The sequence below is a fragment of the Thermosynechococcus sp. HY213 genome, from assembly GCF_031460975.1.
In the GTDB taxonomy this organism is placed as follows: domain Bacteria; phylum Cyanobacteriota; class Cyanobacteriia; order Thermosynechococcales; family Thermosynechococcaceae; genus Thermosynechococcus.
In genome coordinates this window covers 64,006-87,507 of the sequence record NZ_JAVKVB010000016.1, presented here as the reverse complement: position 1 = coordinate 87,507, position 23,502 = coordinate 64,006, and the positions used below count along the sequence as shown (strand labels likewise).

The window sequence follows — 23,502 nt, the reverse complement described above, 5'->3', positions numbered from 1 at the left end:
TCCTAGGTAATGATGCTGAGTTGGGAGGCTCCCCCTATTTTGGTGACTTCGATACGGGTTTGAAAAGCTTCTTTGAGGGCAGGCACATGGGTAATGGCGAGGATGCAGTGAAATTCAGGGGCGATCGCGTTCAGGGCGGCAATCAGCCGTTCACAGCCCTGGGCATCTTGAGTACCAAACCCCTCATCAATAATGAGAAACTGAACATCACTGCCGGATCGCTGTGCCAACAGTCGGGCCAAGGCTAAACGCAACGCAAAATTGATGCGAAAGGCTTCACCCCCCGAATAACTTTCGTAAGGTCGAGTCCCTTGGCAATCGGCAATGAGAATATCGAGGGTCTCAATGGGCTTAGTATCAGCGCCACTGCGCCGCCGACTGCGTTGGGTAATGAATTGGACATGGAGTTGATGGTTACTCAGGCGGCCTAGGATATGGTTGGTTTCTGCCTCCAGATGGGGCAAGACGGTTTCAATGAGCATGGCAGGAATGCCATTTTTGCCTAGGGCTTGGGCTAGTTCGCAGTAGAGGCGGTATTGATGGCGGAGGTGGGCAAGGGTTTGCTGTCCCTGTTCGTATTCCTGGGCTAGGCGATGGAGTTGCTCTAATTCAGCGGTGAGTTTGCCCTGCTGGGCAAGGTTAGCTTCGAGGGTCTGCTGCTGCTTCAGGAGTTCCTGTTGACGTTGGTTCAGCTCGGCGGCAAGGCGGCTGGCGGCGCGTGCAGTGTCCTCAAGGGTAGCAAGTTTGTCAGTAATGCGTTGCAGTTGTTCCCGTTGTTGGTGCAGCGTTTCCTCTAGGTGCTGGAGGTCTTGGCGGAGTTGGGGTTGGCGCGATCGCCCCCGTTGCAGGGTCTGATAGGCCTCATAGTCCGGTTCTAATGCCGCCAGTTGTGCCTGAATTTGGGCATGCTGCTCAGGATCGTAGGCTAAGGCCGCCAACTGCTGATCAATGGTGGCCAAGGTTTGTGACAAGGGGGAGAGGGTTTCAAGGGCATTGAGTTGGCGTTGCAGTTCTTCCTGTTGTGCCACTAGGGCCGGCAGTTGTTGCTGAATTTGGCGGTATTGCCGCTGCGCTTGGCGGAGTTCCTGTTCCTTGGCTTCGGCCCAACGCCATTTTTCCACTTGCCCGCGGGCGATCGCCAAATTTTTCTCGTCATAGTTCAGGCGTTTCAGTTCCGCCTCAATGGCTTGCAGTTCCCCAAGGGTTTCCTGATGGCCGTTCCTCAGCTGCCGCTCAATCTGCTGAATTTCTGCGGCCAAGCGATCCAATTGCGGTTCTAAATCCTGTGTGCTCTGGAGTTGCTGCTGGAGTTGCCCCCGTTGCTCAAACAGTTGCGTCAGTTGCGAGATCTCATAGCCCACGGTAATATATTCCCGCCGTAGGACTTGAATTTCCCGCTCGGTGACCGCCAATTGCTCACGAATCACCCACAACTGATTCAGCAGATCCTCTTTTTCGGCGGCATTGCGGCGCAGGACAGCTTCGTGGTGCTCGGCATCGAGGGGACGTTGACACAGGGGGCAAATCGCTCCCGGCTGATTCAGCAGTTCTAAGCGCTGCTCCAGTTGATTAATTTGCCGCTCATATTCCCGCTGGCGGGCTTGCAGTTGCTCTAGGAAGCGGCGGCGCTCTAGTCCCTTTTCCCGCACATGGTCTTGATAGATGCGCTGTTTTTCAAGGGTTTCAATCTGGGCAGTAATCAATGTCACTGCCTCTTGGAGAGCGGGTTGTCGTTCCACCTGTTGATGGAGATGCCGCCACAACTGTTGCAATTCATCGCGCCGGCTGCGGAGGCGTTGTTCCTGCTGTTGCCGTTCCAGTTCAAGGCGCTGTTTGGCTTGCAGAAGGGGAAAGACTTTTTGTTGAAGCTCTTCCTGGGCTTGGAGCTGAGCGCGCGATCGCTGTAACTGTTCAAAGGCAGCGACAATCTGATTTTCTTGCTTGAGGAGCTTTTCCAACTGCTGGCATTGTTCCAGAAGAAATTGCTGCTGGCTCTCCAATCCATGCAGGGTGCGCAGAAGGTCTTGGCGCTGCTGGTCGAGGTTCTGCTGGTAGCGATCGCGCTCTTGGCGCAGCCGTTGATAGTTAGCAAAACACTGCTGCAATTGCGCTTCAGCGGTTTTCAGGCGCTGCCATTGGCTAACGGCGGCTTCCAAGAGGGGGGCACGGGCTTCTAGATCCGCAATCGCGGCCTGTTCTTGGCGGAGCGTCTGGCACTGCTGCTCGAGATGGGCGATTGTTGTCCCGAGGGTGTCTCGCTGCTGTTGCAGGTGTTCATAGTCCCGCTGTTGCAGCTGATAGACGTGGTAGGCGGCCTGTTGCTCTTGGAGCCGTTGTTGACACTGCTCGACTTGCTGCCGTTGCTGTTGAATCTGCTGGCTCACCGCTGCCTGTTGGGCGCGTAACTGCGGTTCTTGGGCGAGTTGCTCCCCTAGGCTCTGGAGGCGTTGTTCCAGAACGCTGATTTGGGCTTTGTAGTCACGGGCGCGATCGCGAGCCGCCTCCGCTAGGGTCTCGTATTGATCCAAGCCTAAAAGGGTGGCCAAGAGTTGCTTGCGCTCACTGGGGCGTTTGGCCATAAATTCATCGGCACGGCCTTGGCGCAGATAGGCACTGTTGACGAACGTGGCGTAGTCAAGGCGCAGAATTTGAATGATTTTTTCCTGTGTTGCTCGTAGCGATCGCCCCGTTAGCGAGGTATAGCCCGCTACTGTTTGAATCTGCAACTCTAAAACCGTATGTTGCTCGCGGCGCCGCAACCGTACCACCCGATAGGTCTGCCCCTGAACGCTAAACTCAAACGTCACTTGGGCTTCCATTTCGCCGTAGTAGATCACATCATCCTCACGGCTAGCGCGGCTTTGCCCCCACAGTGCCCAAGCGATCGCCTCAAGAAGCGAGGACTTGCCCGCCCCATTAGCACCACAAATACAGGCCAGATGTAACCCCGCAAAGGGAAGAGTGGCTTGGCGATAGCTGAGGAAATTGCGCAATACCAGTTGACGTGGAATCATAGGGCACCACACCCTTGATGTTTCCACAGTTTAGGGCATTCTCTAGCGAGGAATGCGTCACTTCTGAGACTCTGCCTAAAATTAAGATCATGATCACTACTACTTGCCAACCCACTCCAACCCCCCAACCAGTGCGATTTACGGTGCAGGACTACCACCGTTTACTGGAACTTGGGTTTCTGAGGGAAGATGACCACATTGAGCTAATTCGGGGGGAACTGGTGCGCATGGCGGCAAAGGGAACAGCGCACGAAAGCTGTCTGCGGCGATTATTGCGAATTTTACCGAAGATTGTGGGCGATCGCGCCACGCTTCAGTGCCAGTCGCCGATTACGATTGCCTTTGATGGTGAGCCAGAACCCGATGTGGCGATCGTGAAAAACCAAGAAGATGACTATGCCTCAGCCCATCCCACACCTGCGGACACGCTCCTAGTGATAGAAGTGGCGGATTCATCCCTAGAGTACGATCGCACAGTGAAACTATCGCTTTATGCCGAAGCCAAGATTCCCTATTATTGGCTGTTCAATGTCAGCGATCGCACACTGGAAGTCTATAGCGAACCTGCTGAAATTACACCGCGGCAGTTTGGCTACCTCAGCAAGAGAATTATTCCGACCAGTGGCGTTGTGCAATTGCCGCAGTTCCCCGAACAAGTGCTTGAGCTTGCTTCTATTTTCCCAAATAATTCACAATGATCAGCAGGCCAACTCGGGTTTGACACTCTTGGGCTTTTCCACCTCACACTGAAGCGACTGTTGTGAGCGTATTCAATTCTTGCAAAAAGTGCCGTAAGTTTGATTAGCGTCATTGTTTTGAAGGATAGAGCATCTACCGCCCTTATCTTAAACAGGGGACACATAAACGCTGATAGAAATCTCTTTCGTCGTGACTTTTGTAGTGTTGAGTCTGTGGACACCTGTGAAAAGGGCTGTAAAAGAGGTGGCGTACTTTCTACACTAGCCCTCACCTTTTTTGAGCCTCTTGCGTCCCTGCGAAAAGAGTGTCAATGTAACTCGTCTAAAGGAAATGTAAAACCCTGACTCAAGGGCGATCGCAACTTGAATTCTGAAAAAAATTATGGTTTGCTAAAAATAGACACTCATTCATTACGAGTCCGCTGTCAGACTTTGGCACTCTTTGATTGAATCGCCAATGAATAGACAGTATTTGATCATTGAAAAGGTAGGTTAAAATGGGACGCAAACAAGTAGAACCCTTGACAGGTGCTGCTTTATTAGAGAAGTACAAACAATTGGAACATCTCAGCCACGAGGAAAAAGCAAAGGCCTGTGGCTACTATACGATCACCCAAAGTGGTAAGGAGCGCATCAGCAAAATGAAGTTTAATAAGGCGCTTCTTGAAGCCTTGGGGATGAATCTTGATACGAAGTCAGGACGTGGTGGTAGCCGAGGTGGTCGCAGTGCTAGTTATCGAATCACGGTACAAGCCAATGGTAATTTGCTCATTGGTTCAGCTTATACCAAGCAAATGAATCTCAAGCCGGGGGATGAATTTGAAATTACCCTTGGCCGTAAGCACATTCACCTTAGACAAGTGAGCAGCAACGGTCAACCCACCGACGATGAAGATTAATTTGATATATCTAATCTGAGAGTTGAGGTACCCCAAAGCCACCACCACCTGGGGTACAAATGCGCAGGCGATCGCCCGCTTGGACATTGATTGTGGCGGTTCCTGCTAAGGGATGGGGGATTTGGCCGAGTTTCAGCCATTGATTTTCACCTACCGCACCGCATTCACCTCCAAAAAGCCCGAAGGGGGGAATTTTGCGCGACTGGCTGAGGAGGCTGACGGTCATGGGTTCACGAAACTCAAGGACACGAATTGCCCCATCTCCTCCCGGTTGCTGCCCTTTGCCCCCACTGCCCCGGCGACGGCAAAACTCCCAAACAATCACGGGGTAGCGGTTTTCTAACACTTCGACATCGGTGAGTCGAGAGTTGGTCATGTGGGTTTGCACGGTACTGGCTCCGGCAAAGGTGGCTCCTGCCCCAGCGCCGCCACAGATGGTTTCGTAGTATTGATAGCGATCGCTGCCAAAGCTGAGGTTGTTCATCGTTCCCTGAGCCGCTGCCATAATGCCGAGGGCACCGTAGAGGGCATTGGTAAGGGTTTGCGAGGTTTCGACATTGCCAGCAACCACCGCCGCCGGAAACTGGGGGTTCAACAGTGAGCCTTGCGGCACCCGCAGTTCAATGGGACGCAAACAGCCCGCATTCAGGGGAATGTCCTCCTGTACGAGGGTTCGGAAGACATACAGCACAGCTGCCTTGGTAATGGCAAGGGGAGCATTGAAATTGTCATTGGTTTGCGGGGAGGTGCCCTCAAAGTCGAGGCAAGCGGTGCCTTCGGTGCTATCAATGGTAATTTGCACCTGAATTTGGCTGCCGTTGTCCATGGCCACGCAAAAGCGACCCCCTTGGAGCGATCGCAGGCATTGGCGCACACACTCAGCGGCATTGGCTTGGCTAAATTCCATGTAGGCAGCCACAACCTCGCGACTATAGCGATCGCACAGGGTAATCAGTTCTTGTACCCCCCGCTGATTGGCGGCTATTTGGGCTTGCAGATCCGCCAGATTCTGCTCAGGATAGCGAGCCGGCCAAGGGGCTTGGCTCAACAGTTGATAAATCGCCGCCTCTTGAAACTCCCCGCCCTCCACCAGCAGCACATTATCAAAGAGAATTCCCTCTTGACGGACATCGGTACTATTGGCCGGCATGGATCCGGGGCTGATCCCCCCAATGTCAGCATGGTGCCCCCGTGAGGCAACAAAGAAGGCAGGTTGCGCTTCCCCCTTGAGAAACACCGGTGTAATCACGGTAATATCCGGCAGATGGGTGCCACCGCGATAGGGATTATTTGTGGCAAACACTTGACCCGCCCGGAGGGTGTTGCCTTTCTCAGCCAGCAGTGCCTTGACACTTTCGCTCATTGACCCCAAATGGACGGGGATATGAGGGGCATTGGCCACAAGGTTGCCGGCAGCATCAAACAGAGCACAGGAAAAATCCAACCGTTCCTTAATATTCACCGAGGCACTGGTTTGCTGGAGTGTTACCCCCATCTGCTCAGCAATGGCGCGAAATAACTGTTGAAAAATTGCAAGCTGCACTGGATCCGCAACGGTGGCGGCAATCTGCTTTGATGGTTTCGGAGATTCCTGCAGGGGACGCAGCCACAGCCCCCCTTGATCATCCACTTCGGCCTGCCAGCCTGCCTCAACCACATTGGTACCCGTAGCATCTAAGATCAAGGCCACCCCTGCAATGATCTGATGGGCAGGGAGGCGATCGCGCTCATAGACGGGTGCTTTGTGCCATTGGCCTTTGCTGTAAACCGACACATGGGCAAGGGGCGTGAGTTCTGTGGCGGCATGGGGCATCGTGACCGCTGGAACTGCTTGAACAGCAACGGCTTCAACTGCGACTTGACCGATGCGGAGCGATCGCCCCCGTATAGTAAACCCATAGCGATCGCGATGGGCTTGGGCAAATGCGGCTGCCATCCTTTCCAAATCTGCCCAGGGCACCCAGAGGATTGTATCTGTCCCCACATAACCTAAGCCGATGCGCACTTGACTTTGAATCTGCGGGCGATCGACCCCTTGGGCAACAAGTTCATCTATTGCTTGCCCTTTTAGCTGCTCAATTTGGCCTTGCAGCTCCCCCAGAACAGCGGCGGTGAGGGGTTGTTCAATCGTTTGCTCCTTGAGTACCCGCAGCTCCGCCTGACCAATGCCGTAGGCCGAGAGCACCCCCGCATAGGGATGGAGATACACCTGCGGCATTCCCAACACCTCGGCAATCAAACAGGCGTGTTGGCCGCCGGCACCGCCAAAACAGCAGAGGGTATAGTCGCGCACATCGTGCCCCTGCTCTAGGGAAATTTTCTTAATTGCCTGTGCCATGGTATTCACGGCCACTTCAATAAAACCAGCCGCCACATCGGCAACACTGCGGGCATCTCCGGTGCTCTCGTAGATCTCTTGGCGCAGTTGAGCAAATTGCTGTTCCACCGTCTCGCGATCCAAGGGCTGTTGACCATCGGCGCCAAAGACAGCGGGGAAATAGGCGGGCTGAATTTTCCCCAAGAGGAGATTGGCATCGGTCACCGTGAGAGGTCCGCCGCGACGATAGGCAGCAGGTCCGGGATTGGCACCGGCAGAGTCTGGCCCCACTTGGTAGCACCCCTTATCAAATCGCAAAATCGAGCCACCGCCGGCAGCGACGGTATGCACGGCTAGGAGGGGCGATCGCAGCCGCACACCCGCAATGGTCGTTTCCTGCCACCGCTCATACTCTGGCCAAGGGGCATCCGGATTGTGACGATAGTGGCAGACATCTGTCGAGGTGCCCCCCATATCTAAACCAATCAGCCGCTCAATCCCTGCGGCTAAAGCGGTGCGCACCACCCCCACCATCCCCCCAGCAGGGCCTGAAAGCAGACTATCCTTACCGCGCAAGCAGGCCGCCGCCACCACACCGCCATTGGACTGCATACAGTAGAGGGGAATCTCCCCCAGCTCCCCCTGCACCCCCTGTAGATAGCGATGCAGCACCGGCGACAAATAAGCATCCACAACAGTCGTATCGCCCCGGCTGACCAGCTTGATCAGGCCACTTACCTCGTGGGACACCGACACTTGGCTAAACCCCATCTCCCTTGCCAAGGCTGCCACCTGTTGTTCATGGTCAGGGTAGCGGTAGCCATGCACGAGCACAATGGCGCAACTGCGGATGCCTTGGTCATAGACCGCTGCCAATTGGGGCTTCAGGGCTTCTAAGTCAAGGGGGACGAGAATTTCCCCTTGGGCACTCACCCGTTCTTTGACTTCAATGACATGGCTGTAGAGGGGCGGCGGTTGCTGAATCGCTAAGCCAAACAGATCCGGGCGGTTTTGGTAGCCAATGGCTAGAGCATCCCCAAAGCCTTGGGTAATCAGGAGCACCGTTGGCTCGCCTTTGCGTTCTAAAAGGGCATTGGTGGCTACCGTTGTCCCCAGTTTCACAATTTCAATGGCTTCACTGGGAATGGGGGCATCCGGCGCCAACCCCATGAGAGTACGAATTCCCGCTACTGCTGCATCGCGATACTGCTCTGGATTCTCTGAGAGCAGCTTGTGCACCACCATTTGACCATCGGGACGGCGGGCGACAATATCCGTAAACGTGCCCCCGCGATCGATCCAAAATTGCCATTTGGCTTTCATTGCAACCGCATTGTTCATGATCACTCTATATCAGGAATGACAACGTGAACCATACCACTTTCATCAATTTTTTGCATCGCCCAAAGTTAGATGACAAGCTGGGTGTGTCTTATTGATAGCCGCTTGCTGATCAAAGTCAAACCGCAAAGGAAAAGCAATAGTACGTCTATTAATAATCTAAAGGAAGTGCGTGTCTTCAAAATAAGATGCTGGATCTTCTTGAAATGGCAGTAATTGAGAAGATAGATAATAAGCAAGGCGATGCTGAATGAGAGTATTTCTTTGGAACCGATAAATAAGTTGAAGCAATCCACCATCAATCATTTTTACACTATAGTATCTATTATTTTTAAGTATTTGGTGAATTACTGAATAATCCGTTTCACTTATTACTAATGCAATGTTTTCACAGTGATCAAATTTGACATCCCATATGGATTTGGGGTGCCTAACTATCTTAGGAAAGTTTTGATCATTAATTATACTAGTACCAAATAGCATCATAAATTTCTGGCACTTTTGTGGCTGTATCAAGTGCTAGCTGGCAAGCACTGTCAAAAGCTTTTTCACCACTATCAAAACGACTCCTAGCTGTTGAAAAATCAAGAAACTCACTACCCGTAACTCTACAAAATTCATAATAAAGTCCATCCCGTTCTTCATCCCCCTTAGCTCCCCATGCGTTAACTATCCGCACTTTTATCCAGTCTGGTTCCTCATTGGTTTGCGATATACAGAACTGATTAATTAGGCGCTTGAATTGTCCTTTTAAGGCTCTCGTCTGGAAGGTTACTGCAATGTACCAATCAGGGTGTTGACTATGTAAATAAGCAGCCTTTAGAGCAAGGATAATAGTTTTACCGGAGCCTGCTAAGCCACGAATCCGTTGGACGCTATCAATGGTTTCAATCACCGCCCGATGTTGCTGATGGTCGAGGGTAGCAATTGAATCTTCTAGTTGCTTAAGCTTTGCTCCACGAGAATTCGGTCTATTAATTTGGCGTTGCTGAGACTTTTTCCGTAAAGAGGAGAGATTCTCAATGGCTGAAAGTCCTTCTGGTGTCGGTAGAAGATATCCCAGAAAACACTCTCTGTGGATGTTTGAGATTGCTTGAAGTGCATGTTCAAGTGCTTTAGAAGCAACTGGCTTATTGTTAATGCCGTGGATGCAATGAATCTCATTCATAATTGATTATTTATGAATTTAAAGCAAAAAGGGTTGTAATAAAAAGACAACATCCTCGGCACTGAGAGAACTTCACTCGGATAATACAGCATTCTTTTTCTAATATAAAGGGAGTACGTAAAAGCGGTGAGATCCTCCAACCTTTTTGAAAAGGCCTATACTGTGCTTCTCGCTGTTGATCAGAGTGACTTGATCAGATCAGCGTTGCTAGTGGTCGAAAAACTGCCTAATGGGAGATGGAGGGATTGAGATCACCACTGGTGAGAATTCCCTCACTATGAAAGCCATTGGTCGTTTCCCCTTGGAGTCGTTGATGATGCTGGTGAATCAGTTGAATGGTGCGGCTGACTTCCGCTGGAAAGATCACCACTAGGGAGCCTTGGGGGGCGCGATCGAGGGCAAATTGAATCGCTGCCACCTCGTCATGGATGATGTTGTATTGGCGTTGGACACTGTGGTGATGTACTCCCCGTTCAATCCAATAGGCAGCATCGCCACGCGGTCGGCCACGGGTATCGTCATCTTCTTTAATGATGATCCAATCAAAGATTTTCGCTGAAAGTTCACCCAGTTGTTCTAAGTCTTGATCACGGCGATCGCCCGGTCCGCCAACGACACCAATGCGCTGCCCTGGCCATTTTTGGACAAATTCACCAATGGCCTCATACCCTGCTGGATTGTGGGCATAGTCCACCAAGACACTAAATTGCCCCAAATCAAAGAGGTTCATCCGCCCGGGGGTTTGCTCCACTGAAGTTCGGAAGGTGGTCAAGGCAGCGCGAATATGCTCAATACTGATGCCTTGGGCAAAGGCGGCTAGACTGGCAGCGAGGGCATTGGCAATCATAAAACCGGCTCGACCGCCAAGGGTAATGGGCACATTTTCTGCCTGCTCAATCCGTAGCGTCCAGTCCCCTTTCAAAATCGAGAGATAGCCATTTTCATAAACAGCGGCGAGGCCCCCCTGCTGAATGTGCTGCCGAATAATCGGATTGTGGGGATTCATCGAGAAATAGGCCACTTGGGCTTTGACTTGGCGTGCCATTCCCGCCACGAGGGGATCATCGGCATTCAAGACAGCATAGCCATTCGGCCAAGCGGATTCCACCACCACGGCCTTTAAGTCCGCCAACTGTTCAACGGTGTCAATATCACCAAGGCCAAGATGGTCAGCCTGCACATTCAGCACCACCCCGACATCACAGTGGTCAAAGCCCAAGCCGGAGCGGAGAATACCACCGCGCGCTGTTTCTAGGACAGCAATCTCAACCGTGGGGTCTTGCAGGATCAGTTGGGCACTTTGAGGCCCCGTGGTGTCCCCTTTTTCCACCAGATAATCGCCAATATAGATGCCGTCTGTGGTGGTGTAGCCAACGGTTTGCCCCGTTTGTTTGCAGATATGGGCAATGAGACGGGTGGTGGTGGTTTTACCGTTGGTGCCCGTAATCGCAAAGATCGGGATGCGGCAGGGCGTTCCCGGTGGAAAGAGCATATTCAACACCGGTTCGGCGACATTGCGGGCAATCCCTTGGCTGGGGTTCGTGTGCATGCGAAAGCCGGGAGCAGCATTGACCTCGACAATCACACCGCCAACTTTAGGCAGGGGCTGACTAATATCGGGGCTGACAACATCAATCCCCGCAATATCGAGGCCAATGATCCGAGCCGCCCGCTGGCAAATCCAAACATTTTCCGGGTGAATTTCATCGGTGCGATCGACGGCAATGCCACCGGTACTCAGGTTTGCCGTGGCGCGTAGATAACAAATTTCCCCCGGTTGCAAGACTGTATTTAGGGTATAGCCCTGCTTTTCCAAGAGTGTCCATGTGTCGTGATTCACCTCAATGCGAGTGAGGATATTATCGTGACCGTCTCCCCGCTGCGGGTCTTGGTTGGTTTTCTCAATGAGTTCTTCGATAGTGGAGCGGCCATCGCCAATAACATGGGCTGGCACCCGTTCAGCAACGGCGACTACTTTGCCATTGACCACTAGAACCCGAAAGTCGCGACCCGCATGATAGCGTTCCACAATCACTGATTTGGAGACACTGCTGGCAATTTCAAAGGCTTCTTCGGCCTCTTCTAGGCTGTTGATGTCAATCGTAATCCCCCGACCGTGGTTGCCGTTGAGGGGCTTAATGACAATCGGGTAGCCGCCGATGTCCTCAATGGCTTCAGGGAGGTCTTCAATGTAGCGGACGACGGTTCCCTTGGGCACAGGAATTCCGGCATCCTGAAGCAGTCGCTTTGCCCCTTCTTTGTCCCCTGCGAGTTCCACGGCCAAGATGCCACTGCGATCGCTCAAGGTGGCCTGCATGCGATGACTGCGGGCACCATAACCCAATTGAATAATCGAGCGACTGCTCAACTCAAACCAAGGAATATTACGGGCTTCCGCCTCGCGGACAATCGCTTCCGTGCTTGGGCCTAGGGAGGCTTTGGCTTTTAACTCGCGGAGATCGGCGAGATCCTGATCCAGTTCGCGCTGGGGATAGGTGCCCGTATCAATAATGCTTTGACAAAGTCGTACCGCTGCGCGGCCGGCATAGCGACCCGCTTCTTCCACTTGGTATTCATAGACGACTTGATACACCCCCGGCGTTGAGGTCTCCCGCGTGCGGCCAAAACCAACGGTCATCCCTGCTAGTTCTTGGAGTTCGAGGGCGACATGCTCAACCACATGACCGAGGTAGGTTCCTTCGCGAAGGCGGGTGAGAAAGCCCCCCTCATGGCCGAGGGAACAAAAATGATTGTAGAGACTGGGTAAAACCCGCACCAACCCATCCACAAAGCCGGGAATCTGATTGGAGGGGGTGTTGGCCACCTCTTCTAGATCTAAACGCATGACAATCAGCTTATGACGCCGAATGCTCCAATAATTGGGACCCCGCAGCGTTTGTAATTTGAGAATCTTCATAGAAGAGTGGCTTTTTTAAGGACAGCTTACCATTTTTAGTTTTGAGGCGAGTGACGCAATAGACTGTATCTTAAGCAACACTTTCCTGAAAACTTAATTTAGGGGAGGCAAAATACATTTGTGCTGCACTTGATGGGTGCGGAGATTGTAGCAGTCACCATCACTGAGGATGTGCAGGCGCAAGTTGTAGATACTCAAGGGTTCGTTAACATCCACATGGGCATAGCTCGTGTAGCTGACATCCCGAGGATCAACAATGGTGACAGAGCCACGACCAAGAACCCGCAGCATACCATCAGCTTCAAACATGGCACAGGTATCTTCATCAATGCCGACTCCCAGCTTGTCGGGGTGAGCAGAAATGGCGCTGATCAGGCGCGCGAGGCGATTGCGATTGTGGAAATGCTGATCCACTAAAACATCGGGAAGAATACCCAAGCCTGTGGCCAAATCGACTAAGGAGCGGTTTGGAGCTTCATTGCTGCCCCCACTAGCAATCATGCACTCACCCATGACAGCGGCACCGGCACTCGTGCCCCCAAGAATTGATTTGCCTTCCCAGACTTGATGGCGCAATTGGTAGAGGAGGGGGGTTTCATCCAGCAGCGCCGACAAACGCAGTTGATCGCCCCCGGACATAAAAATGCCAGTACAGCGACTCAAGCGAGCTAGCATCTCTTCCTGTTCGGCATCAGCGCGATCGCCCACCAATAGAACGTCCACTTCGCGCACACCAATTTCGCGGAAAATATCGTGGTAGAGCCGCCCCATGGCATCGGGTTCACGGGAAGCAGAGGGAATGACGCCAATGATGGCATCTAGGCCGCCAGCGCGTTGGCAGAAGGTGGTGAGAATTTGTCGCCCACGTACTTTGTCTTCCGCTCCCCCGATCGCCATCACTAAGCCTTTGTGACCAGAATGTTGATTGGTCGTTTTGGAAATGGGGTCTAATTGCAACATAGGGCTACGGTGAATGAAACGGTCAATCGGCAGACAGAATCAATGCATTTGGCAAGGGCGATGCCAATACCCCCCTATTGACACGGGGATTCTATACAGCATAATGCCAGATTAGGGAAATTTTTTAAGTTTCGGTCAAGATTTGCACAAACGCTTGATGTTCGGGGGTGGCAATTCCCTGTTGGAGTACCTGCAAAACCGTACCCAGATCATGGGTCAGTAATGCCTCAGGGGCAAGCCAGAGTCCGGGAAATTGACGACTGCGAATCATCGCCTCAGTATCGGCAACAAGTGGTTGGTATTCCCCCGCTTCAAGGGAGAACCAGTGGATCTGGCGATCGTAGGTACACCAGACGAGGTATTCCTGAATGCCATTGCGGCGATACACCCTGAGCTTATCGTGCAGGTCGTAGGCAGCACTGCTGGCGGCAATTTCAACCACGAGTTCCGGTGCCCCCTCGATATAACCATCCTCACTAATGCGGGAGTTGCCCCCGCTTTCAAGGCGGAGCACAGCATCGGGCTGCGGTTCATTATCGCCATCTAGGCGAACGGTCGGATTGTCATAGACAAGAACGCCCGGCGTAACTGCTTTGTAAAAACCCAGCCAAGCCATGATCTCGGCATGGGGCTGACTGTGACTGACACGAACGGGAGAAGCCACGTAAACAATTCCCTCAATCAGTTCTGCTTTCTTCAGGTGGGGCATGGCCGCGTAGCGCCGCTCAAATTCGTCCCGCGTCAGGCGATCGCCATTTTCAAGGGGCGGCAGAGAATACTTTAGTGTCATGGCTCTCTCTCCTCAGAACCTCTCTATCGCTGCTGGCGAGCCACAAACGCTTGATGTTCGGGGGTGGCAATTCCCTGTTGGAGTACCTGCAAAACCGTACCCAGATCATGGGTCAGTAATGCCTCAGGGGCAAGCCAGAGTCCGGGAAATTGACGACTGCGAATTATCGCCTCAGTATCGGCAGTGAGTGGCTGGTATTCTCCTGCTTCAAGCGAGAACCAGTGGATCTGGCGATCGTAGGTACACCAGACAAGATATTCCTGAACGCCATTGCGGCGGTACACCCTGAGCTTATCGTGCAGGTCGTAGGCAGCACTGCTGGCGGCAATTTCAACTACGAGTTCCGGCGCGCCCTCAATATAGTCATCGGCAGTAATTCGCGATCGCCCCCCGTGGCTGAGGCGTAAAATTGCATCGGGTTGCGGTTCATTATCGGCATCTAGGCGAATAGTCGGGGCATCTGCCGCTTCGACCCCCGGTGTGGCTGCACAGTAGGTGCCGAGCCAAGTGATTAGGAATAGGTGAGGTTGACCGTGACTGCGGTAGCGTAGGGGAGAAGCCACGTAAACAATTCCCTCAATCAGTTCTGCTTTTTTCAGCTGAGGCATGGCGGCGTAGCGGCGCTCAAATTCGTCCCGCGTCAGGCGATCGCCACTTTCAAGGGGCGGCAGTTGCACTGGGTGTTCAATTGTCATGGCAGGCTGTTGGGGATTCGCGTGCTGCCTTTATTTTAGTTGGTGCATTCTGCGGCTATATTGTCGTTGCTTGATCCGGGCAAGGGGGGCAACAAAGGCCGTGTTGGGAATGGTGTCTAGGGTGGCGATCGCCCGCTGCCACAAGATTTTGGCCACTGATGATTGTTGTGCCTTAGCGGCAAGCGTCGCCTGCTCCGCCAGTTTGAGAGCCGCTTGATATTGACCTGCAGCAGCTTGTTCAAAGGCCAGCCGTTGTTGCACCCAAGACAGGGCTGCCTGTTGCTCCCGTAGGGTGGCTGCTAGGTATTCCCGTTCGGCGATCGCCCATGGGGGTGTGGTCCTTAAATCTTTTTCTAAAGCTTGAATGCGGGTCTCCAGTTGCAGAACCAACTGCTGAAGCTGCGCCGTTTCTTGAATCGTTAGCCAAGAAGGGGGTTCTGGTAGACTTGTTGGCTCTTGAGCCGCAATCAACTCAGGGACAGTGACAAATTGATAGCCTTTAGCCCGCAGTTCGGCAATGATGCTGGGCAAGGCCGCAACCGTGGCTCGCCGCGAGCCACCCCCATCATGGAGCAGGACAATGGCACCGGCATGCGCCTGCTGAACAACTGTGTTGACAATGCGATCGCTCGTTTGGCGAGGTAACCAATCCTGTGGATCCACTGACCACATCACCACACCGTAACCCTGTTGGCTGGCGCGACTCACCAGACCATTATGGAGATTTCCCCCCGGTGGTCGAAAGAGCTTGATATTTGCCCCGCTGATGTCTTCAATCAATTGTTGACTTTGATCCACCTCGTGCTGGGCAGCGGCAGGATTAAAGTAATGGTAGCCGTGGCTCCAAGAGTGGTTGGCCAAGACATGACCTTCCCTAACAATGCGCTGCGCTAATTTTGGGCGCGCTGCAACGGCTCTGGCAATAGCAAAAAATGTCCCTTTGACCTTTTCTTGGGCAAGAATGTCGAGAACTTGGGGCGTGTAGGTCGGATCAGGGCCATCATCAAAGGTCAGTGCCACCAACTTTTGCTCAGGGGGTAAGGTAACCTGATTAAACACACGGCCACGGAAGGCCTCAGGGGGTGAGTAGTGGTACCACAGGGGTGGGCGGGCGGGAGCCAGAGTGGGCGCAGCATTGAGAATGACCGATCGCACTTGTTCAACGCTGGGTTCTGGTGCTGCTGCCAACCAAACACTGGGAGACTGCCATTGGCCGACGGCTCCTAAACCAAAAATCCCTAAGACACTGGCCGCTAAAGCTAAGGGTTCAAGCTGGCGATCGCGAACTGTTGTGGGTGTGGGGGTTGCAACCGGCCGAGGCCGCAGACGTACTCCCCATGCAGGGCGCTGCCCCCCCAACTGTCGCCCATAGACATCAATGGATTGGGGGAGGACAGGACTTAAAAAAGCAACCAAGACATCAAGGCAGGTGCGTTGATTGGGAATTTGCTCTGCCTCTAGGAGAATTTTCCAGCCTTCGGCGGAGTGAGCGACACGCACATAGGTGGCCTGCGGCGCAAGGCGGAGCGCTAATTCACGGGCGATCGCCTGAGGTGAAATCTCCCTGACCGTTGACTCCAGCGATGCCACCATAACTGCGCTCCTAGAGCGAGAACAAATAACTACTAGCCCTAGGGTAGCGATCGATTCACAACCACACCTTACCTCTTAGACCACATTCTCAAGCGGACTTGACGCAGCGATCAACCAAAGCGACCACTCACGTAATCGGCAGTCTTCTGTTCCACTGGCTTCGTGAAGATGGACATGGTTTCGTTGTACTCAACGATTTCGCCCAAATACATAAAGGCGGTGAACTGGGAAATACGAATCGCCTGCTGCATGTTATGGGTCACAATCAGAATCGTCACTTGCTCCTTGAGTTCGCTAATCAGGTTCTCAATACTGACCGTGGCAATCGGATCCAATGCCGATGTTGGCTCGTCAAAGAGAATAATCTCTGGATCAGTGGCTAGGGCACGGGCAATACAGAGCCGCTGCTGCTGACCGCCCGACAGAGACGTGCCCGGTTCCTTCTGACGATCTTTGACTTCATCCCACAGGGCAGCACGACGGAGCGATCGCTCCACCACCTCATCGAGGATCGCACGGTTATTGATGCCGCGCACCCGCAATCCATAGGCAACGTTTTCGTAAATCGACTTGGGGAAAGGATTGGGCTTTTGGAAGACCATGCCAATCTGCATCCGCACTTCGATTGGATCCATTTGCAGGAGGTTACGCGGTTGCTCATCCCCCAACCAAATTTCCCCCTCGTAGCGATTGCCGGGATACAGATCATGCATGCGGTTAAAGCAACGCAGCAACGTGGTCTTGCCACAACCTGAAGGCCCAATCAGTGCCGTAACTTTCTTTTCATAGACCGGCAAGTTGATGTTTTTCAGAGCCTGCTTGCCACCGTAGTAAAAGTTCAAGTCCCGAACTTCTGCCAGCTTTTTCAGTGGCTCGTTCTCGGTAGTCACGACCCGATCTGTAGGTTTTACCATTTGATACTCTTCCTAAAACGATAGCGTAGATAAATAGCTGTTGCATTCACCGCCAGCGTCAACACCAGCAGGACAATCCCAGCCGCTGCAGCATTCACTTGAAAGGCCTCTTGCGGACGGGAAACCCAGTTAAACATTTGAATCGGCAGCACCGTAAAGGGAGACCAAATCCACTTAAACGAAATGTAGGGAAACTCGCTTTGAATCGGTGGATCTGGCAAGAACGTGATAAACGTCAAAGCACCAATGGTGATCAGGGGCGCCGTCTCGCCAATCGCGCGGGAGATACCCACAATAATCCCCGTAAGAATCCCCCCCATTGAGTAGGGCAGCACATGATCAGCAATCACCTGCCAGCGACTCGAACCAACCGCATAGGCGGCTTCCCGAATCCCCTGGGGAATGGCGCGCAAGGATTCACGGGTGGTCACAATCACCACGGGTAAAATCAACAATGCCAGTGTAAACCCGGCAGTCAGAATGCTTTCGCCCCAGTTGAGGATATAGACAAAGAAACCGAGAGCCAGTAGGCCATAAATAATTGAGGGCACACCCGCCAGATTGGTAATGTTCACCTCAATGAAATCCAACAGCCAGTTTTTGGGAGCATATTCTTCGAGGTAAATGCCCGCCGCAATGCCCAAAGGAATAGCCACAAACGCCGTTACAAGAATGACCAATAAACTACCCACCCATGCCGTGAGGATACCTGCCTCTTCGGGGTCACTACTCGGCGGTGAAGTAAAAAACTTCCAGTTCAGCATGGGTAAGCCGCGCAGGAAGAGGTCACCCACAAGAAAAACAAGGGTGAGTAAGGCGACTAGCAGGGAGAACCAACCTAAAACGATAAAAAACTGTTCCCAGCGCTTGCGCTCCCGAATCGAGGCCGCGATCGCGATCGAATTGCGGAGGTTATTGAGAATCGTTCGTTGGCTACGCATGGCTAGTACACCTCACGATAACGGCGACTCAAGAAGTAGCCCAGCACGTTTAAGATCAAGGTTGCAAAAAACAGCATGATCCCTGCGGCAAAAATCGACTGATACTCTAGTGATCCGTGGGGCAAGTCCCCCAAACTCACTGACACAATGAAAGCAGTTGTGGTTGAAGCCCCCTCTAGAGGATTAAACGTAAACTTCGGCTGTAACCCCGCGGCCACGGCCACAATCATTGTTTCGCCAATTGCCCGTGCCAGCCCCAAAATATAGGCGGCCATAATGCCAGAGATAGCAGCCGGCATGAGAACCTTGATTGCTGTTTGCAAACGCGTTGCCCCCATTGCATAGGATCCCTCCCGCAGTTGCAAAGGAACAGCTTGGAGGGCATCTTCTGTCAAGCTGGCAATATAGGGCAGCACCATTAGCCCCACCACAATACCTGCCCCCAACATATTAAAACCAGGCAGCTCAAAGTATTCCCAAGGTTCTTTACCAGGATTAAAGAATTGCTGAACGCCAAGAATGATTTTCTGGAGAAAGGGAGTGACCACCAAAAGGGCAAAGTAGCCGTAAACCACAGTGGGAATACCCGCCAAGATTTCAAGGATAGGCTTGAGGATCTCCCGCGTTTTGGCAGGTGCAAACTCACTCAGATAGATGGCCGCAATCGTGCCAAGGGGAATAGCCACACAACTGGCCACAAAGCAGGTCGTGAAGGTTCCGGAGAGCAAGGGTAAGATACCAATTCCCACCGGCTCAATTAGAGGTGACCAGTCCGTGCTCGTAAAGAACTCCAGCAGAGCCTCAAAGAGAGATTCTTGGTGCACTTCCATCACCTTTTCAAAAAAGATGACTGTCTCGGCAAAAAGGATATAGATGATGACCAGTGTTGTTACGACCGATGAGATCGCTGCCAAAAAAAGAATGCTAGCAATGATCCGTTCGCGCCAAATCCTCACAGTACGGGATGGCAAGGCGACGGGGAGCTTCGTTGAGTAGGGTAGGGGCTGTTCTACCATGGGTATTATTCCAGCAAGCAAAAATCTTTTAGTTGGAATTTATCTTTTCAGAGAATCAACGACTGAGGTTGACAAAATGGGAAAAAAGGGTGGAGGGCTGATACCTCACACCCTTCATTAAATCAAAATATTAATCTATTGGGGTTGCATCCTCAGCAGTTGGTTGATTGTCAAGCCAATAGCCTCTTTGCCCCCAAAGATCGTACCCACACGGTTGCGGTTGAAGTTAGCCAGAATCGTGCGGTAGGCACTAGCCGGCAGAGGCACATACTTCACCTTTTTCACCATGGCCGGGGCATTATTTAGGTAGTAGGTGACAAACTGCCGTACTTCAGGCCGCTGCGCTGACTTAGCGTTGACGTAGATAAAGATGGGACGGGAGAGGGGCTGGTATGTCCCATTCAGCACGTTTTGCTCGGAAGGTGGAACAGGGCCTTTGCCGCTGTCAATGGCAACCGCTTTGAGCCGATTGCGGTTTTCCGCATAGTAGGCAAAACCAAAGTATCCAAGCGCACCGCGATCGCGAGCGATACCTTGGACTAACACATTATCATCCTCGCTGGCAGTGAAATCCTTGCGACTGACTTTTGATTTACCATTGATGGCCTCAGTGAAATAGTCAAAGGTTCCAGAGTCAGCACCTGGCCCAAAGAGTTTCAAAGGAACATTGGGGAAGCCTTGGCGCACTTGGCTCCAGTTATTGATTTTAGAATCGGGTTCCCACATCCGCTTCAATTCAGCAACCGTTAAGCTTGTTGCCCAAGTATTTTGAGGATGAACCACCACGGTGATGGCATCGTAGGCGATTGGCAGTTCAATAAAGTTGATACCAGCAGCGCGGCAGTCGGCAATTTCTTTGGCCAGAATGGGGCGTGAGGCGTTGGAAATATCCGTTTCACCGCGGCAGAACTTCTTGAAGCCACCGCCTGAACCGGACACACCTACCGTAACGCGGACTTTGCCCCCTTGGGCTTTTTGGAAGGCTTCAGCAACAGCTTCGGTAATGGGGAAAACAGTGCTGGAGCCATCAATGCGAATCGTAGGTGTCCCTTGGGAAAAAGCAGCGGGAATCAGGCTACCCGACAGAGCCGCGATGGCTGCAACTACCCCTAGGCGGGCATAGCTTTTTGCAGATGTAAACATGGTGATGTTTCCTAGCGGAGTAAACAACGTTTTGCAAGTAAAGTACCTTCGGGGTGACGGTTGCCCACACATTTCAAAAAGGCGAACCGATCAAACTACCCTTTCGTCAGAATAAGCAACAGATTCAAGGGATTAGGTTAAGGCAAGGGAAAAATTTGGTTAAAATTTCTACTGAATGTTAGGGTTCAGTCATATTGTTGAGAGGAGTAACAACTTTACCGTTGATCGCGTTACATAGAGTTTTTTCAGGCAATTTGCAGGAGCGTTAGGAATGCCGTCATTGGCCTCTAGAACTTATCAGTGGCAGGGTCTTTCCTGCGCCTATCGCTTGAGTTCGGAAGAAGGGCAAACACCGATTCTTTTTATCCATCCAGTGGGGGTTGGCCTCTCTGGGCGGTTCTGGGATCGCTGTGTGGGTCATTGGCAGTTCCAAGGGGAAGGTTACTCATTTTATATCCCTGACTTGCTCGGCTGTGGCCAGAGCGCCCTACCCCACATTGCCTATTACCCCGAAGATTGGGCGGCTCAGTTACAGGTCTTTATCGCCTCTGAGATTCGCCAAGCGGTGATTCTTGTTGTCCAAGGGGCATTGTTTCCCGTAGCGATGGAGCTAGTGCACCTTGATCCCCAAGTCGTTCGAGCCATGATCCTCAGTGGCCCTCCAGCGGCTTCTCTCGTTTCTGAAAACACTGATCCTAGGTGGCAAAAGGTGCGCTGGAATCTCTTTGACTCCCCCTTGGGTTGGGGCTTTTATCTCTATGCCCGCCAAGAACGTTTCCTGCGGCAGTTTTCAATCAAGCAGCTTTTTGCCAAGCCTGAGGATGTGGATGATGAGTGGCTAAAGATGCTGGCCGCTGGTTGTGCTGACCTTGAGAGTCGCCATGGCGTGTATTCATTCCTGTCGGGTTTTTGGCGGCGAGACTATCGTCAGAAAATGCGGCAGACTCAGCAGCCAGTGCTTGTGGTGATGGGAGACCAAGCCTCGAGTATCAGTCGGGAGGGTGGGGCTGAATTGCCTGAAGAACGGTTGCAGTTTTATACCAAGACATTTCCCAATGCTGAGGGAGTGGTGATTGCGGGGCGCAATGTCTTGCCCTATGAGTCAGCCCCTGCTTTTGTGGAGGCCTGTCAAGGGTTTCTGCGTGCTCAGGGTCTCTAAAGCCAACCTCTAAGTTTGTAAACGAGCAGACCTTGGTATTCCCGTAGGGCGATCGTGGTGATGTCCACGTTGTAGGGATTGGGGATCAGGCTGAGCAGCAGGTTTTGCCAAGTGGGCGATCGCGCGATCGACAGGTACCGATAGTCCGTGGGTGCCGGGATCACCTTCATTCCCAAACGGCGAAAAATAGCCACGGAGCGGGGCATGTGGTAAGCAGAGGTCACCAGCAGCAGATCCCCCTGAATTTGATGCTGCTCCAGAAGCGCTTTGACATTCACGGCATTTTCATAGGTGTTCAGTGAGGTGGTGTCTAGCAGCATCTTGTCTGTCGGCACACCGCAGGTGGCAGCAATTTCCGCCATGTCTGCTGCTTCGCCCCGCTGAAAGGCTTCGCCCAGCCAGTCAATACGCCCTCCACTGAGGATGAGATAGGGGGCATAGCCTTGGCGAAAGAGGTGGGCACCGTAGAGGATGCGATCGCCCCCTTCCGTGACTTCTACCCACGGCCTCGGCGCCGTTTGCGGGACAACCGCCCCACCGAGAACCACGATCGCGGCAGCTTTGGGCATGGGATCAGGGGGTAAATACTGCCGCTCTAGGGAAGCAATAAGCGCTGTTGCCACATAGTCATTGCCGCTCAGGAGTAAAATACTCAGGGCAATCACAAGGGCGATCGCTGCCTGTTGGGGAGCACGCCAAAAGCGAACAATGGCAAAAACCAATGCCCAACAGGCCAAGGACAATGGATACAGCAGTGGCGGCAGTAATTTCGACAGCAGCAGAGCCATAGTGTTAGCGAATGCGCTCCATCTGGATGCGGTAGCGTTCTTTCTTTGTCACTTGAATCTCTTGAATCCGCAATCGCCCTTTGCCGCGAATGGCAATGAGGTCATTCACCTTGAGCAGATAGCGCGGTTGTTGCACCACTTGCCAGTTGACCCGCACTAGCCCTTGGCTAATCCACTCGCTCATTTTACTGCGGGAGACGCCAAAGCCGGCTGAGGCCACTGCATCTAAGCGCAATGATGCTTCGACGGTACTGAGGGATTTCCGTTGGGGGGGCGCTACGGCCAGTTCTGACCAGTCACAGAGATCGACGGTCACCGCTACAGTCCGCACTTGTTTTAAGTGTTCTTGTAAAGTAGGGACTTTTTCAGGGATGAGAATGACCTGTGCCCCCCGTTCCCCAAGGAGAATCACATCCCCATAATCGCCGTCATCAAGACCGGCATTGGCGATCGCTCGCTCAAAATCACTGTAGGTGGCGGGATCAAAGAGAAAGTTGCCTGTGATTCGCACCAAAGCAAGGGGCGGCTGTTGCTCCTCAAGACTGAGTTCAGTGGGGGCGATCGCCAGCCGACAGCGTTCCGCTTGCGGGTACCCCCCCCAGGCGAGACCATGAACATCGGCTCGTTGCTCAAGGGTGCGGAGTGCCTGCACTACCTGATCTGGCGGCAAAAAGAGAGTATGCACCACCGACCAAGTTTTAATGGCTCTCTCAAGGGCGGTCCCTAGGTCAAACATTTAGGCCTCAAGAAATTCGGGTAATTCCAGCCACTGGGCTAAGTGGGCTTTCACCTGTTGGCAAAATTGGGAGCGATCGCCAAATTTCTCGGTGCGGATTGTTTTGCGCTGCGCATCCAATGTCCAGCCATAGTCACTGCTGAGGCGGATTTTTCCCTGCCAGTCAGCGATCGAAAGCATTAACTGCGGGGCGGGGCTATTGTCCACCCCCTTGACGCGAAAGACATAGTTAAAGGTGTTTTGCTTGCCGGCAGCAACCGTTGAGGCTTGACCAAACCGCTCCTGCAAGCGCGATCGCACCCGCTCCACAAATGCCGCATCGCCTAAATCTTCTAGGGTGCGCATGGCCAAGGTAAGGGCAAAATAAAACTCTTCGACAGGAATGAACTCCAGTTCCATGCAGCTTGCCAAGA

18 protein-coding genes and 1 pseudogene are annotated in these 23,502 nt (G+C 52.8%); 3 read left to right on the top strand and 16 right to left on the bottom strand.

The features are described from left to right. Window positions 1–2: 2 nt before the first annotated feature. Window positions 3–3,014 carry an SMC family ATPase gene (locus tag RHK62_RS09995; protein ID WP_310453671.1) on the bottom strand — a complete coding sequence of 1,004 codons (3,012 nt, stop codon included), beginning with the start codon at window positions 3,012–3,014 and terminating at the stop codon, window positions 3–5. Between the two features lie 89 nt (window positions 3,015–3,103). Between RHK62_RS09995 and RHK62_RS09990 the strand changes: the two genes are divergently transcribed. Both RHK62_RS09990 and RHK62_RS09985 read left to right on the top strand, forming a co-directional pair. Further along, window positions 3,104–3,712: a Uma2 family endonuclease gene (locus tag RHK62_RS09990; protein WP_310453670.1), complete on the top strand. Its 609-nt coding sequence runs from the start codon at window positions 3,104–3,106 to the stop codon at window positions 3,710–3,712. A 497-nt stretch (window positions 3,713–4,209) separates the two neighbouring features. After that, complete coding sequence (locus tag RHK62_RS09985) at window positions 4,210–4,611, top strand: AbrB family transcriptional regulator (protein WP_206199770.1); 402 nt, start codon at window positions 4,210–4,212, stop codon at window positions 4,609–4,611. 10 nt (window positions 4,612–4,621) lie between these two features. Here RHK62_RS09985 and RHK62_RS09980 read toward each other — a convergent pair whose 3' ends face one another. The 12 genes and pseudogenes from RHK62_RS09980 to RHK62_RS09930 all read right to left on the bottom strand — a co-directional run bounded on the left by RHK62_RS09980 (window position 4,622) and on the right by RHK62_RS09930 (window position 20,406). Then, on the bottom strand, window positions 4,622–8,269 hold the full coding sequence (locus RHK62_RS09980) for a hydantoinase B/oxoprolinase family protein (protein ID WP_310453669.1): 3,648 nt from the start codon (window positions 8,267–8,269) through the stop codon (window positions 4,622–4,624). A gap of 45 nt (window positions 8,270–8,314) precedes the next feature. Then, a pseudogene (locus RHK62_RS13115) lies at window positions 8,315–8,752 on the bottom strand (DUF2290 domain-containing protein). After that, entirely contained in the window at window positions 8,736–9,437 is a 702-nt protein-coding gene (locus RHK62_RS09975) for a hypothetical protein (RefSeq protein WP_310453668.1), read from the bottom strand. Before RHK62_RS09975 ends, RHK62_RS13115 begins: the two are co-directional and overlap by 17 nt. A 226-nt stretch (window positions 9,438–9,663) precedes the next feature. Continuing rightward, the gene (gene cphA, locus RHK62_RS09970) at window positions 9,664–12,354 is read right to left on the bottom strand and encodes a cyanophycin synthetase (RefSeq protein WP_310453667.1); all 2,691 of its coding nucleotides are present in this window, start codon (window positions 12,352–12,354) and stop codon (window positions 9,664–9,666) included. Between the two features lie 93 nt (window positions 12,355–12,447). Beyond that, a complete protein-coding gene (locus tag RHK62_RS09965) occupies window positions 12,448–13,314 on the bottom strand; it encodes a cyanophycinase (protein ID WP_302678034.1) in 867 nt (288 codons plus the stop codon). Between the two features lie 124 nt (window positions 13,315–13,438). Continuing rightward, on the bottom strand, window positions 13,439–14,104 hold the full coding sequence (locus RHK62_RS09960; protein WP_302678033.1) for a Uma2 family endonuclease: 666 nt from the start codon (window positions 14,102–14,104) through the stop codon (window positions 13,439–13,441). A gap of 23 nt (window positions 14,105–14,127) precedes the next feature. Further along, on the bottom strand, window positions 14,128–14,799 hold the full coding sequence (locus RHK62_RS09955) for a Uma2 family endonuclease (RefSeq protein WP_310453666.1): 672 nt from the start codon (window positions 14,797–14,799) through the stop codon (window positions 14,128–14,130). Window positions 14,800–14,829: 30 nt separating this feature from the next. Then, window positions 14,830–16,392 carry a polysaccharide deacetylase family protein gene (locus tag RHK62_RS09950; RefSeq protein WP_206199762.1) on the bottom strand — a complete coding sequence of 521 codons (1,563 nt, stop codon included), beginning with the start codon at window positions 16,390–16,392 and terminating at the stop codon, window positions 14,830–14,832. A gap of 110 nt (window positions 16,393–16,502) precedes the next feature. Beyond that, window positions 16,503–17,306, bottom strand: coding sequence for a phosphate ABC transporter ATP-binding protein PstB (pstB, locus tag RHK62_RS09945; RefSeq protein WP_225901538.1), 804 nt, complete (start codon window positions 17,304–17,306; stop codon window positions 16,503–16,505). After that, window positions 17,300–18,247, bottom strand: coding sequence for a phosphate ABC transporter permease PstA (gene pstA, locus RHK62_RS09940; protein WP_206199761.1), 948 nt, complete (start codon window positions 18,245–18,247; stop codon window positions 17,300–17,302). The genes pstB and pstA overlap by 7 nt, the downstream gene beginning before the upstream one ends. 2 nt (window positions 18,248–18,249) lie before the next feature. Beyond that, complete coding sequence (gene pstC / locus RHK62_RS09935) at window positions 18,250–19,263, bottom strand: phosphate ABC transporter permease subunit PstC (RefSeq protein ID WP_206199760.1); 1,014 nt, start codon at window positions 19,261–19,263, stop codon at window positions 18,250–18,252. Window positions 19,264–19,398: 135 nt separating this feature from the next. Continuing rightward, a complete protein-coding gene (locus RHK62_RS09930) occupies window positions 19,399–20,406 on the bottom strand; it encodes a PstS family phosphate ABC transporter substrate-binding protein (protein ID WP_310438237.1) in 1,008 nt (335 codons plus the stop codon). A gap of 271 nt (window positions 20,407–20,677) precedes the next feature. Between RHK62_RS09930 and RHK62_RS09925 the strand changes: the two genes are divergently transcribed. Then, window positions 20,678–21,565, top strand: coding sequence for an alpha/beta hydrolase (locus RHK62_RS09925; protein WP_310453665.1), 888 nt, complete (start codon window positions 20,678–20,680; stop codon window positions 21,563–21,565). Here the strand turns inward: RHK62_RS09925 and RHK62_RS09920 are convergent. From RHK62_RS09920 to RHK62_RS09910, 3 genes are read right to left on the bottom strand one after another with little or no spacing between them, the layout of a single operon-like run. Beyond that, window positions 21,562–22,353, bottom strand: a complete 792-nt coding sequence (locus RHK62_RS09920) for a YdcF family protein (RefSeq protein ID WP_206199757.1) — start codon at window positions 22,351–22,353, stop codon at window positions 21,562–21,564. The genes RHK62_RS09925 and RHK62_RS09920 overlap by 4 nt on opposite strands. 4 nt (window positions 22,354–22,357) lie before the next feature. After that, window positions 22,358–23,089, bottom strand: coding sequence for a photosystem II S4 domain protein (locus tag RHK62_RS09915; protein WP_302678027.1), 732 nt, complete (start codon window positions 23,087–23,089; stop codon window positions 22,358–22,360). Continuing rightward, entirely contained in the window at window positions 23,090–23,488 is a 399-nt protein-coding gene (locus tag RHK62_RS09910; protein ID WP_206201667.1) for a hypothetical protein, read from the bottom strand. Window positions 23,489–23,502: the final 14 nt, after the last annotated feature.